Origin of the sequence: Pseudooceanicola sediminis, assembly GCF_003575965.1 — a bacterium.
Lineage (GTDB): Bacteria > Pseudomonadota > Alphaproteobacteria > Rhodobacterales > Rhodobacteraceae > Pseudooceanicola > Pseudooceanicola sediminis.
Window position 1 is genome coordinate 116640 of sequence record NZ_QWJJ01000012.1, and the last position, 15285, is coordinate 131924.

Below are 15285 nucleotides of genomic sequence, written 5' to 3' on the forward strand. Positions count from 1 at the left end.
TTGCCGTGCGGGGCGGGTGCCGTGCGGGGCGGGTGCCGTGCGGGGTGTCAGGCGCGGATCAGGCGGCGTTCGCACCAGTCGATCGCGCCATACATCAGCAGGGCGACGACCATCAGCGCGGCAATGCCGACCCAGACCGCATCGAGGTCATAGAGCGTGCCCGCGTAGGCGATCATGTAGCCAAGCCCCTGGTTCGAGGCGATGTATTCCCCGACGACCGCGCCGATCAGGGCAAAGCCGACGTTGAGGCGAAAGGCCGAGACGATCCAGGGCATGGCACCGGGCACGATCACCGTGCGCCACGTGCGCAGCCGCGACGCCCCGAGCGAGCGCATCAGCTTGACCAGGTCGCTGTCGACCTCTCGGGCGCCCTGCTGGGCCGCGATCAGGGCGACGATGAAGGTGATCAGGGCCGCCAGCGCGACCTTGGAGCCGAGGCCGATGCCGAACCAGATGATGATCAGCGGCCCGAGGGCGATCTTTGGCAGCCCGTTCAGCGCGATCATGTAGGGCCGCAGGATGGCCGAGCCGGTGGGCGTCAGCCAGAGCGCGAGGCCGATCACGCTGCCCGATATGGTGCCGATGAGGAAGCCGCTGACCGCCTCGAACGCGGTCAGGCCCATGTCGCGGAACAGCGTGCCGGAGCGCATCATCTCCCACCCCGTGACGAAGATGCCGATGGGCTTGCCATAGAGGTAGGCCTCGATCCAGCCGAGCGAGATGGCGATCTGCCAGAGGCCGAGGATGGCGACCAGCAGGATGACCTGGCCCGCCAGGATCATGCGCGGCGGTGGCAGGCGGACCTCCCAACGCTTGGCGGGCGCGGCGGGCGCGCGCGCGGGCGCGTCCCTTTCTGTCGTCGCCACGTGGGTCATTGCGCGGGCCGCAGGTGCGCGATGGAGGCGATCTCGATCAGGGCCTCGGGTTTGACGAGGCCGACCTGCACGCAGTAGCGGGCCGGTTTGGCGTTCGGGAAGTAGGAGGCATAGACCTCGTTGATGGCCTTGTAATCGGCCCAGTCCTTGAGGAAGACGTGGTTGAAGACGATGTCGTCCATGCTGGCGCCAGCGGCGGCCAGGATGCCCTTGATCGTGTCGAGCACGTGGCGGGTTTGCGCGGCGGCGTCGCGGGGAAACACCACGTCGTTGTTTTCGTCGAACGCCAGGATCCCGGCGGTATAGACGGCGTTGTCGGCGCTCATCGCCGGGGAAAACGGGCCGAGGGGGGCCGGGGTGCCGGCGGGCAGGATGACGCGGTCGTTCATGGGGCGGTTCCTTGTGCGGGGGTGGCGAGGTGGCTGGTGAAAGCGGCGGTGTCGGAGACCCAGCCGAAGAAGGTTTCGGTGTTGTAGACGGCGGCATCATGCAGGGCGCGCGGCCCGGCCTGATGGCAGGCGTCCTCAAGCAGCACGGCGAAGAATTCCAGGTGGAAGCCATCGCGCAGGGTGCTTTCGACGCAGACGTTGGTGGCGACGCCGCAAAGCACGATATGGGTGATGCCGCGCGCCCGCAGGATCGAGTTGAGGGCTGTGTTGTGAAAACCTGAGTAGCGGACCTTGGGCACGACGATGTCGCTGTCCTGCGGGGTCAGGTCGTCGACCAGCGCGTAATCCCAGCCGCCCTTGGCCAGCAGCTTGCCCGCCAGCTCGGGGCGTTTGCGCATCAGTTTCAGGGCGTTGGACTTGGTCCAGTTGGGCGAGCCGGGGCCGCCGGCCTCTTTCAGGGCGGGATCCCAGCCATTTTGCAGGAAGATCACCGGCATGCCTGCGGCGCGGGCGGCGCGCGCGGCCTCGCCCACCCGCGCGATCACGTCGCGGGTGCCGGAGATGTCGAAGCCCGCGAGGTCGAGGTAGCCCTCGGGCGAGGCATAGGCGTTCTGCATGTCGACGATGATCAGCGCGGATCTTGCCGGATCCAGCGGGATCGCCTCGGGGCGGGCGGGCAGCATTTCGCTGCCCGTTGAGGTGTCTGCCACCATGATCAGGCGCCGAACTGTTCAGCCGCGCGCGTGGCGAAGCTGTTGTCGACCATCTTGGCGTAGGGCATCGGATCCTTGATCGCGCCGCCGCCGTTTTCCAGCTTCATGGCGTTTTCCCACTCGGCTTCGGAAATCGTCGGGGCGGTCGGAAAGGCGGTGGAGGAGCCGAAGAAGTTTTCCGACGCGGCGGTGATCACCTCCTGCGAGACCTGGGGAAAGTATTTCGGCCCGAGATCGGTGAACACCGAATGATCGGCGTGCATCGCGGTCATGCCTTCGGCCAGCGCATCGCAGAAAGCCTGCACGGTTTCGGGTGCCTCCTCGATCACCTTGCCGGTGGTCATGGCGGTGGTGAAGGCGAGCGGGCCGATCATGTCGGCGAAGGACAGAACAGGCTCAAGCCCGAATTCGGAGGCCCCGACGGAAATGTCCCATTCAAACGCGGTCGCCACATCGGCGCGGCCATCGCGCACGGCGGTGGCCTGCGCGCCAGAGGGCAGTTCGAGGAAGGTGACGTTGCCCTCTTCTGCCGAGAAACCGCCGACTTCGTTGATCAGGTAGGTCGGCACCTGGATGGTCGAGGAGGGGAATTTCAGCGTCGCGATCGTCTTGCCGCGCAGGTCATCCACCGTCTTGATGCCGCTGCCGGGTTTGGCCATGGCCCACATCGACACGCCGCCGACGATCTTGGCGATGTTCCTGACGTCGCCGCCTTCGCGCACCGCATTGACCGACATGCCCGGGCTGGTCACGCCGAACTGGCTGCGCCCCGAGAGCAGGAGCGGCACCGGCAGGGCGATGCCGCCAGCGGTCGATACCTCGGCGTCGAGCCCGTGCTTCGCGAACAGGCCAAGGTTGTCGGCCACGTAGAGCGGGGCATACATCGCAAGGCGAAGCGCGTCGGAAATCAGCACCTTGGTGCCGGCGGCATAGGCCGGTGCGGCAAGGCCCGAGGCGGAGAGTGCTGCCCCGGCGGAAGCGGTCTGGAGGAATTGGCGTCTGTTGAACATCTCGTATCATCCCGTGTTGGCTTCGACGTCTCGACCCTGGGCAGGAGGAGCGGCGCAGGTGGCGTCGATGGGGACAGGTTACGAAAATCGGGACAGATATTGTCAATTACGGATAATCCGATAAATATATCACCCATGACGATAGAAAACGTGGAATTGCGCCATTTACGGGTATTTGCAGCGGTTGCGCGCACCCAGAACTTCAGCCATGCGGCCCGCGCCTGCGGATTGTCGCAATCGTCGGTCAGCACAATCATTCAGCAGTTGGAAGCCTCTCTGGGCGTTCAGCTGATCGACCGCACAACCAGAAAGGTGGTGCTGAGCCAGATCGGAGAAGATTTCCTGCCGGGCGTGAAGCGGATTCTGGACGATGTGGACCGCCAGTTGCAGGGGCTGGAGGACCTGCGCAATTTCCAGAGCGGACAGGTGCATCTGGCCTGTGTTCCGTCCGTCGCGATGCGGCTGCTTCCGCGCGTGATCGACCGGTTCCGGCAGGAGTTTCCGCGCATCAGCGTCAAGCTGTCGGAGGTGCCGCGCGGCACGACCATGGCGATGGTGAGGAATGGCGAGGCCGATTTCGCCATCGCGAACGAGCCGGGCGATGCGTCGGACGTCGAGAGCACGCGCCTGATGGAGGACGTGTTCGCGCTGGTGATGCGGCGCGATCATCCGCTGGCAACGCGGGCCGAGGTGACATGGGCGCAGGCGCAGGCGGCGGGTCTGGTGATGATGGGCGCGCAGACCGGTATCCGGCTGGAGATCCGCCACGGGTTGCCGGAGGGCACGCCGGACGTGACGGCGCTGTACGAAGCCGAGCACCCGGTCAGCCTGCTGGCGATGGTGGAGCGGGGCCTGGGCGTGGCCCCCCTGCCCAGCCTGGCCTGGCCACCGCCGGAAAACCGGATGCTGACGATCCGGCCGCTGACGCGCCCGCGCGTGACGCGGACGCTGCACCTGATCCAGCGGGCCGGGCGGTCGCTGTCGCCCGGGGCCTGGCATTTCCGGCGCACGATCATCACCGAAGCGACGCGCGAGGCGATTGAGCTGGAAGAATTGCCGCGCGCGTGATGGCGCGCAGCACCCCTGCCCGGCTGGCGCCCCCTTTTGCGGCGGGGATGCCTGCGGGACCAGTGGTGGCCGCCGCCAGGGCGAGCGGCCTCAGCCGTTTTCGGGGCCGGTGGCCGTGGCGGCGTCCAGGCGGCGGTTGCGTTCCTTGCCGGCGTAGAAGACGCGCTTTGTCTCGTACATCTTCATGTCGGCGCGCTGTACCAGCGTTTCCATCGGTTCCTCGTCCAGGCGGGTGGCCCAGCCGATCGAGGAGGACAGTTCCTGTTCCGAATAGAAGCGGTTGTTCAGCGTGATCAGCTTTTCGATGCTTTCCACCAGTGCGCGCGCGTCCTCCTCCTTGGCGTTCGGCATCAGGATCGCAAACTCGTCCCCGCCGATGCGCGCCGCCTTGCCGCTGCCTGCGGTGGCTTCCTTGAGCACCTCGCCCGCGCGGCGCAACAGCTGGTCGCCCGCGTCGTGGCCGCGCTTGTCGTTGGCCTCCTTGAGGCCGTTGAGGTCGAGGACGATGACCGAGGTGGGATAGACCCGAAGCCGTTCGATCCGGTGCAGTTCATCGGCAAAGAACGACCGGTTGTGCAGGCCGGTCAGAACATCGTGCTTGCCGAGGTATTCCAGGTAAGCCTCGGCCTTTTTGCGCGCCGAGATATCGGTAAGCGCGACAAGCACGCGCGACCAGTCGTCTTCGTACCCCGGCAGCACCGAGAACTGCATGATCAGGTGGCGTTCGGTGCCATCCAGCGCGTAATTCACAACTTCGCGGGAATGGAAGGTATTGCCGTTGAACAGGTCGATCAGCTGTTCGCGAAAGTGGTATTCCATGCCGTCGCGAAACACGGAGGACAGATTGGACAGCAGGTGCTGCTTGTCGCGGGCCTTGAACAGGGACAGCGTGGCGTTGTTGACGTCGAGCACGCGGATTGCGGACATGCACTGGAGGACGAATTCGGAATGCACGTCGATGAAGGTGCGCAGGTCGCTGATGCCGCGCATCCGCATGTCTTCAAGCTTTTCCCGGATGCGGCTGAAATCCTCGACCCAGAGCGAGACAGGCGAATTTTCGAACACGCCTTCGGCATAGGCGCGGCTGGTCTCGGCGGCGCGGCGGGCGTCTTCGCGGGCCGTCACGTCCTCAAGCGTGAGGAGGACCTGCGCAAGGTCGTCTTCGTGACCCGGCAATACCACCGCGTTGAGCTGGATATCGAGGCGTCGGCCCGAAAGCGTGTAGTTGATGGCAGAGCTGCAGAACTTGGACTTGCCGCTCCAGAGTTCGGCCAGTTCGAGGACGTGACTGTCGAGCATGTCGTCGCGAAACACCTGGTCGAGGTTGGCAATCAGGTGCGCCTCGCTCTCGGCCTCGAACATCTCGACCGTGCGGGCATTGACGCGCAGCACCCGGATGCTGTGTGCACAGGCGGCCACGCGCGCAGGGTCCGCGCGCAGGAACGTCTCGATGTCGGTCACGCCCTCCGCGCGCCATTTGCGAAAAATCTCCGCAACGCCGCTGAAATCTTCGAGCCACAGGGACATCGGGGCCAGTTCGAAGGTGGCAGACAAATCAAACCTGTCAGGACTGTTGTTCATCACTAAAGCCTTGGATCAATCGCAACCGCGCCCACAGATCGCCGCAGGTCGTGGAACAGTGTCATTTCCGACGTAACATAGTCGACATAAACTATCCTGTTCAGGTTAGGCAACTTGCAGTTTCCTGCATACCCCGTGGCCGGTCCGGCGCCGTCAGCGGGGCTTTTTCGTGCAGCCGCGCCTGCCTGCGCGCCACCAGCGCACGATCTTTGCATCCGGCCCGGATCAGCGGCCCGGCCAGACGCGAAGATGCCCGCGGGGGCGAATGACGGTGTCGCGCCTTGCCTTGTCATCCCTTCCCCTGCTGTCCTGGCCCCGGGCATGGTCATTGCCCTCAGCGAAGCTTGGTCGAGATATTGAACTGTATCGCGTGCTGGTCGAAGAAATCGACCGAGGATTTCACCTGCGATACACCGACCGAAAGCACCAGGTTGTCCTTGATCTGGTACAGCGCCGTGACGCCGAGGCCTTGGTCCTGACGGCGTTCGCCAAAGAAGGTCGAGCGGGCGGATTGCGATGCCTGTAGCCCGAGGCCGACCACATGGCCCGCCGCCAGCCAGCGCACCTCGGCCCGCAGGGCCAGGTCGGTGCCGGTGGCGCCGTAGATCAGCGGTTCGGCCAGATCCAGCGACAGGCGGGTCGCGACGCGGCCGCCGACGCTGTCGAGGCTGATCGTGGCATGGGTCTGGTCAAGATCGCCATAGGTCGAATGACCCAGGGCAAAGCCGACCTCATGCCGGTTGCGCCCGACTTCGAACAGGTGGCTGAAGGCAAGCTCGACATCGTCCTGTGCCTGATCGGCCAGGTCGCGGCGCACCTCGATGTGGCTGTAGCACAGATCGAGGAAATTCCAGTTGACGAGCTGATTGCGGGCGCAGAGCGAAATCTGCCCGACGGTGCGGGTCAGGTCGGGTTCGGGGGCGTAGAGGACGCCGAGTTCGGCGCGGGCCTCAAGATAATGCCCCTGCGCCCAGCCGAGGCGCACGCGCCCGTCGTAGGACAGCCCGAAGGCCGCACCGCCACGCGCCACGAGGTCTTCGCGCAGGCGAAAGACGTAGCCCTGGATGACCAGCTGATCGTTTTCCGAACCGCCGTTCATGTTGGGCACGTAGGCCAGCGCGGGATAAACGCCCTGTTCTGCTTCGAGCAGGGTAAATCCCGCCCCTTCCATGTAGTAGCCCTGCGCGGCCAGCAGCGCCTTGAGATCGCGGGCGGTGCCGATCGCCCCTTCGCCGCGCGCCAGCCCACGGGCCAGCGCATAGGTGCGCAGACGTTCGGAAACGACAAGCTGAGCCGTGTCGCGGAGGCGTTCGGAGGAGGATGCGGTGACGGTTTCGGCTTCGGTTCCGGTCGCGCTTGCCGTGGATTGCGGCGTGGCGGGGACCTGGGGCCCGGAAACGTTTGAAGACACGTTTGAAGGCACGCCCTGGGCGCAGGCACCGGCGGGGGCAAGGGTCGCGCCCCCCACCCCGGCCGCCACGATCAAAGCGAGGGCCCTGAACGCCGGTCGCAGGCTGTTATTTTTCGCCATAGTGCAGTTGGGTGCCCCAGAACAGCCCCTCGGCCGTCATGCGGTCGCCCGATACGGAAAACACACCGGAGGTCGCCATGTTTTCGTCGAGGCGCGCGACGCTGTCTTCGTCGCCGCTGAGGTTGCCGCGCAGGGTGCCGGACGACACGATGCTGACAGACTGGTCGTCGAGATCGCGGGTCGACAGCGTGACGGCACCGCCAAACGCGCCGGTGACAACGTTCAGCGGGATATTGTCGACGACCATGGTGGTTTCGATCTGCGAACCGCCAGCGGGGTTGTTGGCCGTGCGCAGGTCGATCAGCACCGACTGGGTGTCAAAGTCGACGACCATGTTTTCCAGCGTGCCGGTGCCGCGTTGCAGTGCCCCGCCATCGACCGAGGCGTAGACCTCGGCCTGACCACGGAAGTAATACTTGCCCGAGGCGATCAGGTTGCCCTTTCGGTCGACGTTGTCGAAGGGGGCCTGGTCGGCGGTGACGCGCAGCACGCGGACAATCTCTTCGCCGCCTTCGGTGCTCTTGACCTCTGCGATCACCTCAAGCTGCATGTTGTCGAAATAGCGCGCTTCGGTCAGGGCGATGAGGTTCTTGTAGCCTGCGGGATTGGCGGGATCGGGGTCTTCGAACTGGGCGATGGTGCTGGCATCCGCCGCGCCATAGCTGTCGATGCGCGCGCGGCTATAGCCGTTGTGATTGGTCACGTAGCCTTGGATCCCCGCGGTTTCGATCGGCGTGCCGACCAGCGGAACCTTTTCCGCACCGCCGCCCATGCAGGCCGACAGCAGGGTCAGACAGGCGAGGCTGCCCCCTGCCCTGGCCATCCCGAGGCGCCGCCGCGCCCGGCCCCGAAGGGCGGACCCTGCGGGCGTGCCGGGTTGGTGGGCGGAGGCGTGATGCGGAACAATATCGCAGGTCATGTGATGGATAACCTTGGTAAGTTTCTTGAGATCAGTAGGTCGCGGAAATCGCCGTGCGGGTTTCATCCGTGGCAAGCTGGTTGTGGAGCTGTTCAAAGATGGCGCGGGCCTTGGTCGCGTCGCCCCGGTTCAGGTAGGCATAGCCCCGGATGATCGCGAGGTCGCGCGGCAAGGTGCCGTCGATCGCTTCGAGCGCGTTGAAATAGTTGATCGTCGCGGTGAAATCCTTGTTCGCATAGGCGCGCACGCCACGCTGGTTCAGGATGGTGCCTTCGACTTCGCGGCGCTGGTCCAGCGTCAGGTCGGTGTTGGCGGCGATACGCGACGCCTCTTCGGTCATGTTGCGTTTCAGCAGGGCCAGGGTGATGCCAAAGCGCGCATCACGCGTGACACTGGCACCAAGCCCGCCATTCGCGGCCATGGAGAAATAGGCCAGTGCTTCGAGCGGGCGTTCGAGGTTGTAGACGCACCAGGCGCGTTCATAGGCGATGTCGAGCGAGCGCGGGTGGCTGGACTGTGCCGCGCATTCGCGGAAATTGCCGGCGCGGGCTGCGGCAGCGGTGCGCGACAGGCGGCCATCCCCGCTGCGTGGCAGGCTGGTGGGGTTGCGCGACGAGGAGGCACGGGCGGTGCTGCGCGGCGCGGGTGCCGGGGCGGCGGCCTGTGGTGCGGCAGTGGCGCGCGGCGCAGGCGCCGTCGTGGTGGCTGTCGTGCGGGGGGTCCTTGTGGTCGTGGTGGTCGTGGCGGCGGGTTCATCGTCTTCGCGCACCACGCCGCGCCCGGCCATCAGCCGATTGCCAAGCGCATCGAAGGTGGCGCTTTGCGTCACGAAACGGGATTTGGCAGCGTCGACCAGGCTTTCGAGCTGGTCATTGGTGGTGACCGCTTCGGATTTTTCGATGGTGGCGACCAGATCGGGGATTTCGTTGCAGGTGTTGACGATCTGGCGATAGGCGACATAGGCGCCCGCCTTGTTGCCCGTACCGGCCTGAAGGCTGGCCAGGTTCCAGGTGTTGTTGATCCGGTCGCAGCGCAGCAGTGACGGCGTTGCCGTCACGGTCTGGATCGCGGTGTTGACGTCGCGCGAGGCGACCGCGCGGTCAAAGGCGGCCTGCGCCTCGGCCAGCTCCATCTGTTCGCTGAGATCGGAAGGCACGACCCACGAGGGATAGCGTGCCTGGGCCTGTTCCATGATGCGGCGGGCCCCGGCGACATCGCCGCGCGACAGGCGGTTGTACATGTCGGCGATTTCGGTGGTCGGCCCGGTCTTGAGCAGCGCGGTCAGATCCTCGGGCGGGGTCCAGCCGGGATATTCGGCTTGCAGGCGGCGGATCTCGGCGTCGCGCGCGGTTGTTTCGTTCTGCTCGATATAGAACCGAAGGGCGCGCAGATCCTCGGTCGAGGGGGCATCCTGCGCCAGTGCGGGGACCGACACGGACAGCCCGCTGGCCAGCAGGCCGGCAAACAGGGCAAGGCGAAGGGGGGTACGGTACATCATCATATCGGCTCGCAGGTGGAAGCGGTCTGGATTTGTGAGATCAGGGTCATCAAATGCAGCGTCGCCGGATAATAGGGTTGATCGACGGTCTGAAAGAACGGAATGGGCGCGCCGAACTGCGTCGTGACAGAGCAATTGACGTAGGCCGCAATGGCACCATAGCCGACATGGCGGCTGGTTTCGATGACATTGCCGGACAGGCGGTCGAACACTGTCACATATTCGCCCTGCCCCAGGCGGCCCGAATTCGCGGCGCGCTGATACGCCAGCGCCTGCGACGTCACCGCAACCTGGTTGGCGTTGCCCGACCAGATCATGAACAATGCGACGCGCAAGGCATCATAGCCATTGCGCGCGGACATGCCCTCGACCGTGGAGAGGCCATCCGGGCCGACGCGGATCCAGTCGGGAACAAGGCCACCGCCCGCCAGCTGGGCCAGCAGGGTTTCCCCATCCGACGCGCAGGTGGCCAGATCGCCCTGCCCGGTGACCTGGGCCACGGCGCGCAGCGCGCGGGGCATGTAGTACGACGGGTTGATGATCACGCCATCCCCCCGGTCGAACCCCTGCGCCGCCGGGGTGAACAGCAGGCGGCCCGATCCATCGGGCGCCTCGATCACGCATTTCGCCACCAGGTCACGGGCCATTGCACTGGCCCGTTCCAGCAATTGCGGCATCGCATCGCGCTGACCGCGTATCACCAGCCCCCAGGCATAGAACAGGTCGCCGTCACTCGCGTTGTTCTTGTCGGGGACGCGGTTCACCGAATCCGGCAGCCAGCGCCACGCCAGCAAGGCGTCGGACCGCACGGCAAGGTTCGCCTCGGTCCAGCGGTAGATGCTGTCGAAGGCGGAATTGTCGCCCAGAAGAGCCGCCAGAAGCAATCCGTAGCCCTGGCTTTCGGAATGGCTCGCGCCCTGCTGGAGCGCGTCGACGACGCGCCCGTCCTCCGCAAGGAAGGCGGCCTTCCACGCCGCCCACGGGGCCGCCAGCGGGCCGTTCGGTTCGCTGAGTTCGCCGCCGAAATACTGTGCCTTGGCCTGCGATCCCAGCAACCCAGGGGCGAATACGCCGCCTGCGGCACTTACCATCGAGTAGAGCATGGTTCTACGCTTCATCGCTTGCGCCTTCCTCTTGTGGTCACAACAAATGCCAGGGCCAGACAAACGGAAATAATCGTCAATCCGAACAGGACGAGTACAAAGTAAAGTGGTGACCACGAAGCATAGTTCCCTGCTACCTCGCGAAAGTTCTTTAAAGTTAACGGCTCTTTAAGCCCAGGTGGACTGCTGGAATCATGCCAGCTTTCCCACTGGTCATCGTTGGTGAGAAGCGCGAAACGCCCCGATGGTCCATTCGGATCAAGGCGCGCCTGCGCAAGTTTGGCTGCAATTTCAGCCGGGTCGGTTTCAGGCCGCACAATCAGCCAGAGCGAGAGCGGATCATCCGCCTGCGGGATCGTGACCACGGCCTTGCCGTTGCGGTCCGACAGCCAATCTCTGAGGTCACCGTCGCCCGGCGAGGCGAGGTCGCGCACGTTGCGCCCGACGGCCGCGAGGATGTCGGAAAACGCCGGCATCACCCATGTCCGTGTCGAGGGATCTTCGATCGGTTGCGTCATCGGCGCCGGACGCCGATTGAGGAACACCGCCTCAAGCTCTCTCCGGCTCAGGTTCAGACCGCCGAGGCTGATCTGGTCCAGGCTGTCGGATTCGATCACGTTCAGGCTGGCGCCGTCCTGTTGCGTATGACCTTCGAGGGTGCGCATCGCCGTCTTCAGCGCCATTTCGATATCGCTCTCTCCTTCTTCGGAGCCGGAGCGATAGAAGATCTGGTCGGGGGTGATCCCGGCAAGGGTGTCCGACACGTTGACGAACGCCATTTTCGGAACCTCGGGCACCAGCAAGGTCGAGGTCGCGTCGATCGTCATCAGCGGGCTGTCGAAGGCCGGGCACGGAAGATCGGGCGGATCGCCCGGCACCAGCGACACGAAGGTCAGCTGGTTGACGCCGGGGTGCAGTAGACGCGCCGGAAAGCCGATGTCGAGCAAGGGAATCGTACTGCCCCCGCCCTGATCGAGCGGCAGCAGGCGCACGGTCGTGCCGTTGATCTTGACCAGCATCAGCGCGTTCTCGGGCAGCCCGTCGGCAAAGCTGTAGAGCAGCTTGAGCATGGCGTTCTGTGACGACAGCACCAGCCAGTCGCCCGGCAGGCGGAAGTTGGCGTTCTGTTCGGAATAGCGGTTATAAGCCGAGACATCGCTGAACTTGAGGTCTTCGAGGCTGGTCCGCTGGCCGGGCACAAGGATGCCGACGTCGGGCACCGGGGGCGGCGCGGGCAGCAGCATATCGAGGTTCGGCAGCTTGTTGTCGGCGGTCAGCGACATCACCAGGACCTGCGCGCCATCGGCCCCCTGCCGGATTTCGGCAAAGTCGCGGTTGTCGGGCAGGATGGTGATGCGGGCCACCGGCGGAATGATGCTGGGGCTGGCATAGATGCCCTGTGGGCGCAGCATGACCGGCGCGCCGTTGCGCAGCCCGGCCAGGCGTTCGGTGAGCGCCGGCATGATCGCCGTCAGCGTCTCGTCGTCGGCGCGCACCGGGATGACATTCTGCGACACGAGCTGGGCCAGGAGCGCCGACATGAAACCGTCGGTGTCGCCGGCAAGGTCCTTGCTCTCGTACTCCACGCCGCTGGCGCCGAGATCGAGTTCGGTCCAGATTTCGAACGTCGCCTCGGGACCGCAGAAGATCCGGTGCGATTCCTGCACAACGACGTTGATTTCATTGCGCCCGGGCACCAGCATTTCGGCCGGCAGTTCGATATCTTCGAAGCCGGAAAACGCGGTCGGCTGTATCGGATCCAGCGTCTTGCCGTTGACCGAGATCAGAATTTGCGACCGCGCGGGCAGCACGTTGATGCTGATGCGGTAGGACAGCTTGAACGATTTCACAGGTGCCAGCGCGGGCAGGTCGACGAACAGCGAGGCGACCGCCCGTTCGCCGGTCAGGCGCACCACGCGGTCGTGGCCGGTCGCGGTCATACCCGCCATGCGCAGCGGCAGCAGAACCTTGTTCGATGTCACCGCCTGGGGTTTGCCGTCGTCGCCACCCCGATCGTATTCGGGGATCGAGAACGTGCCCTCATCCCCGCCTTCGGGCGACGCGTCTTCGGTCTGGAACATCCTGAGCACGGGCGCCAGATCGATGGTCGGAACGTCGCCGTCCTGTTGTTGCTGCGCCTGGGCCGTGGAAGAGAGCGCCGCCCCCGAGAGCAGGCAGGCCAGGCAGATCGAGCGGAATGCCGTCGTACGTTTGAACGCCTGTGTCATGCGGCACCACCGATACTTGTGTCGCGCACCGGGTCGGGCGGAGGCGCATCGACCGGGTCTTCGAGGTTGACACCGAAGGCCAGAAGGTGCGCCGATTTCTTGTCGGTGGGCGCGGCGTTCTGGGCCGCCGCGAGACGGGCAGGTTCTTTTGCCAGGTCGGACATGAGCGCCGGGAAACCGCGCACGAAGAGCATGAGCGCATAGCCGAAGCCCGCCAACATGCCCTTGCCACCCTCGGTCGAGCCCCGGATGCGGCGCCAGTTTTCGCTGTCGCCAAAGATCAGGTAGGCAACGGTTTCCTGTACCTTGAGGTTCTGGTCGGCTTCCAGCAGCAGGCCGAGGATCTGGCCGCGGGGCGAGGATTGCACCGACCGGACCTGTGCCCGCACCTTGGTTTCCAGGTGGGGAGATTCGCTGAACTGCGGGCGGAAATAGATCTTGGTGCCCTTGAGGTGCTGCGCCGACACGGCCTTCTTGCTGGTCTCCTCGATCAGCAGACGGGCGCCACGGGTCGAGGCATCGAGGATGCGGATGGGGGCGGCAACGGCCTCTTCCCCTTCACCGACCCACATGGTGCCGGGGGCGTTCATCTCGACGCGCGGCGAGGAGCGGCGCTGTTGTTTTTCGGCGACGGCACGGTAGGACACGGATACCAGCATGAAGTTGAACACCGCCCAGCCACCGACGACGGCCAGGACGACCCGGTCACCGGGAAACATCAGCCAGCGCGCGATCAGCGCAAGGACGCCGGACAGCATGAGCAGCCAAAGTGCCGTCAGAGGCCAGTGAATCTGCGAGATGTAATCCTGTTCGAGGGTTTCATCCTTGGCGGTCACCACGAACTTGGCGGCACGCGGGCGCAACACGGTCTTGAGCACGGCACGGAACAGGTAGGGCGCCTGGGCAATTTCGTAGATTTCCGAAATCAGCGGCCAGCGATACCGCGAATAGAGCGCGTTCTGAACCAGGAAGGACACGGCCAGATAGCTGAGCATGTAGGCCATGACGTCCGGGAAGGTGGCAACGAAGATCTCGATCCCGAAGAACAGGTAGACCAGCGGCACGACGAGGTAGGTCAGCCGGATGAGCGGAAACAGCCAGAAGCTCATCGAATTGATGTAGCACAGGCGCTGTGGCAGGCGCAGACCCTTGCGGAACAACGGGTTCTTGAGCAGCAGCATCTGCATCATGCCAGTGGCCCAGCGGCCCCGCTGCTGGATGAAGGACGCGAAGGTTTCCGGCTGAAGCCCGGCGATCATGGCACGGTTCAGGTACAGGCTTTTCCAGCCGCGCGAGTGGATTTCCAGCGCGGTTTCGGCATCTTCGGTGATGGTTTCACCGGCAAAGCCGCCAACGCTGTCCAGCGCGGTACGCCGCAGCAGGGCCGCCGAGCCGCAGAAGAACGCCCCACCCCACCGGTCCAGGCCACGGTGGATCTGGGAATAGAACATCTCGTTCTCGGGGGGGCATTCGCGCGACAGGCCAAGGTTCCGCTGAATCGGATCCTGGTTGATGAAGAAGTGCGGCGTCTGCACGAGGAACAGTTTGGGGTCGTCCACGAAATAGCCGACGGTGCGCGCCAGGAAATCGCGCGAGGGGACGTGGTCGGCGTCGAACACCACCACGATATCGCCGGTCAGGTCCTCAAGCGCGGCACTCATGTTGCCGGCCTTGGCATTTTCGTTGCGCGCCCGGGTCGAATACTTGACCCCGAGTTGACGGCAGAGACGTTGCAGATCGGCGCGGCGTTTCCGCGATGCCGCTGCCAGTTCGGGGTCGGAGGATTCACAACGCTGGTCGGTGCCGCCGTCGTCGCACAGGACAACGGTGCGCTTTTCGACCGGGTAGATCATGTTCTTGGCCGCCGCCAAGGTGATGCTGAGCATCTCGATCGGTTCGTTGTAGGACGGGATCAGGATGTCGACGGTGGGCAGGTCTTCGGGCGGAACCTGCGGCGGAAAACGCCGCTGCGTCGGGTCCGCGGAAATGAACGCGTTCAGCATGAAGACAAGGATCGAATAGGTTTCGACCATGAACAGCAAGACCGCGATGATGAACGACAACGAGATCGCCGCGTCGGGCAATGTTTCGAGCAGGCGCCACAGCCAGTACCGCATCACCAGCACGGTCGACACCGCCAGCAGCAGAAAGCGCGGCACCATGTAGCGCGAAAACGGTTTGAGCAGCGCCACGAGGATGACCGCGATGATGCCGAGGAAGGCCTGCCCACTGGTCGATGTCGGGACACTGACGAGCACGGCGATCGGGATCATCATCAGACACCACAACACCATCAGCGGTGTGTTGCGGGTCTTTCCAAAAAGGAAGTTACCTTTCATCGCGCTCTCACTGTCTGCGGACTCATCAACT

At 64.7% G+C, this 15285-nt stretch carries 12 protein-coding genes; 1 reads left to right on the plus strand and 11 read right to left on the minus strand.

Annotated features, from left to right (window positions below; genetic code table 11):
- Positions 1-47: 47 nt before the first annotated feature.
- The 4 genes from DL237_RS14255 to DL237_RS14270 are packed head-to-tail and all read right to left on the minus strand — an operon-like array spanning position 48 to position 2987.
- Positions 48-875 (minus strand): ABC transporter permease, encoded by an 828-nt coding sequence (locus tag DL237_RS14255; RefSeq protein WP_233545007.1) that lies wholly within the window; start codon positions 873-875, stop codon positions 48-50.
- The gene (rutC, locus tag DL237_RS14260) at positions 872-1264 is read right to left on the minus strand and encodes a pyrimidine utilization protein C (RefSeq protein ID WP_119399745.1); all 393 of its coding nucleotides are present in this window, start codon (positions 1262-1264) and stop codon (positions 872-874) included. The genes DL237_RS14255 and rutC overlap by 4 nt, the downstream gene beginning before the upstream one ends.
- Positions 1261-1977, minus strand: a complete 717-nt coding sequence (locus DL237_RS14265; protein WP_321186086.1) for an isochorismatase family protein — start codon at positions 1975-1977, stop codon at positions 1261-1263. Before DL237_RS14265 ends, rutC begins: the two co-directional genes overlap by 4 nt.
- A gap of 2 nt (positions 1978-1979) precedes the next feature.
- On the minus strand, positions 1980-2987 hold the full coding sequence (locus DL237_RS14270) for an ABC transporter substrate-binding protein (protein ID WP_119399746.1): 1008 nt from the start codon (positions 2985-2987) through the stop codon (positions 1980-1982).
- Between the two features lie 135 nt (positions 2988-3122).
- Between DL237_RS14270 and DL237_RS14275 the strand changes: the two genes are divergently transcribed.
- The gene (locus tag DL237_RS14275) at positions 3123-4055 is read left to right on the plus strand and encodes a LysR family transcriptional regulator (RefSeq protein ID WP_119399747.1); all 933 of its coding nucleotides are present in this window, start codon (positions 3123-3125) and stop codon (positions 4053-4055) included.
- A gap of 90 nt (positions 4056-4145) precedes the next feature.
- Here DL237_RS14275 and DL237_RS14280 read toward each other — a convergent pair whose 3' ends face one another.
- The 7 genes from DL237_RS14280 to bcsA all read right to left on the minus strand — a co-directional run bounded on the left by DL237_RS14280 (position 4146) and on the right by bcsA (position 15254).
- Entirely contained in the window at positions 4146-5636 is a 1491-nt protein-coding gene (locus DL237_RS14280; RefSeq protein WP_119399748.1) for a sensor domain-containing diguanylate cyclase, read from the minus strand.
- 334 nt (positions 5637-5970) lie between these two features.
- Positions 5971-7047 (minus strand): hypothetical protein, encoded by a 1077-nt coding sequence (locus DL237_RS14285; protein ID WP_147405355.1) that lies wholly within the window; start codon positions 7045-7047, stop codon positions 5971-5973.
- Between the two features lie 106 nt (positions 7048-7153).
- On the minus strand, positions 7154-8086 hold the full coding sequence (locus tag DL237_RS14290) for a viral aspartic protease (RefSeq protein ID WP_119399750.1): 933 nt from the start codon (positions 8084-8086) through the stop codon (positions 7154-7156).
- A gap of 31 nt (positions 8087-8117) precedes the next feature.
- Positions 8118-9581: a hypothetical protein gene (locus DL237_RS14295; protein WP_147405356.1), complete on the minus strand. Its 1464-nt coding sequence runs from the start codon at positions 9579-9581 to the stop codon at positions 8118-8120.
- Between the two features lie 2 nt (positions 9582-9583).
- The gene (locus DL237_RS14300; RefSeq protein WP_233545008.1) at positions 9584-10702 is read right to left on the minus strand and encodes a glycosyl hydrolase family 8; all 1119 of its coding nucleotides are present in this window, start codon (positions 10700-10702) and stop codon (positions 9584-9586) included.
- Positions 10699-12915: a cellulose biosynthesis cyclic di-GMP-binding regulatory protein BcsB gene (locus DL237_RS14305; RefSeq protein WP_119399752.1), complete on the minus strand. Its 2217-nt coding sequence runs from the start codon at positions 12913-12915 to the stop codon at positions 10699-10701. The genes DL237_RS14300 and DL237_RS14305 overlap by 4 nt, the downstream gene beginning before the upstream one ends.
- Positions 12912-15254: a UDP-forming cellulose synthase catalytic subunit gene (gene bcsA, locus DL237_RS14310; RefSeq protein ID WP_119399753.1), complete on the minus strand. Its 2343-nt coding sequence runs from the start codon at positions 15252-15254 to the stop codon at positions 12912-12914. Before bcsA ends, DL237_RS14305 begins: the two co-directional genes overlap by 4 nt.
- Positions 15255-15285 lie beyond the last annotated feature (31 nt).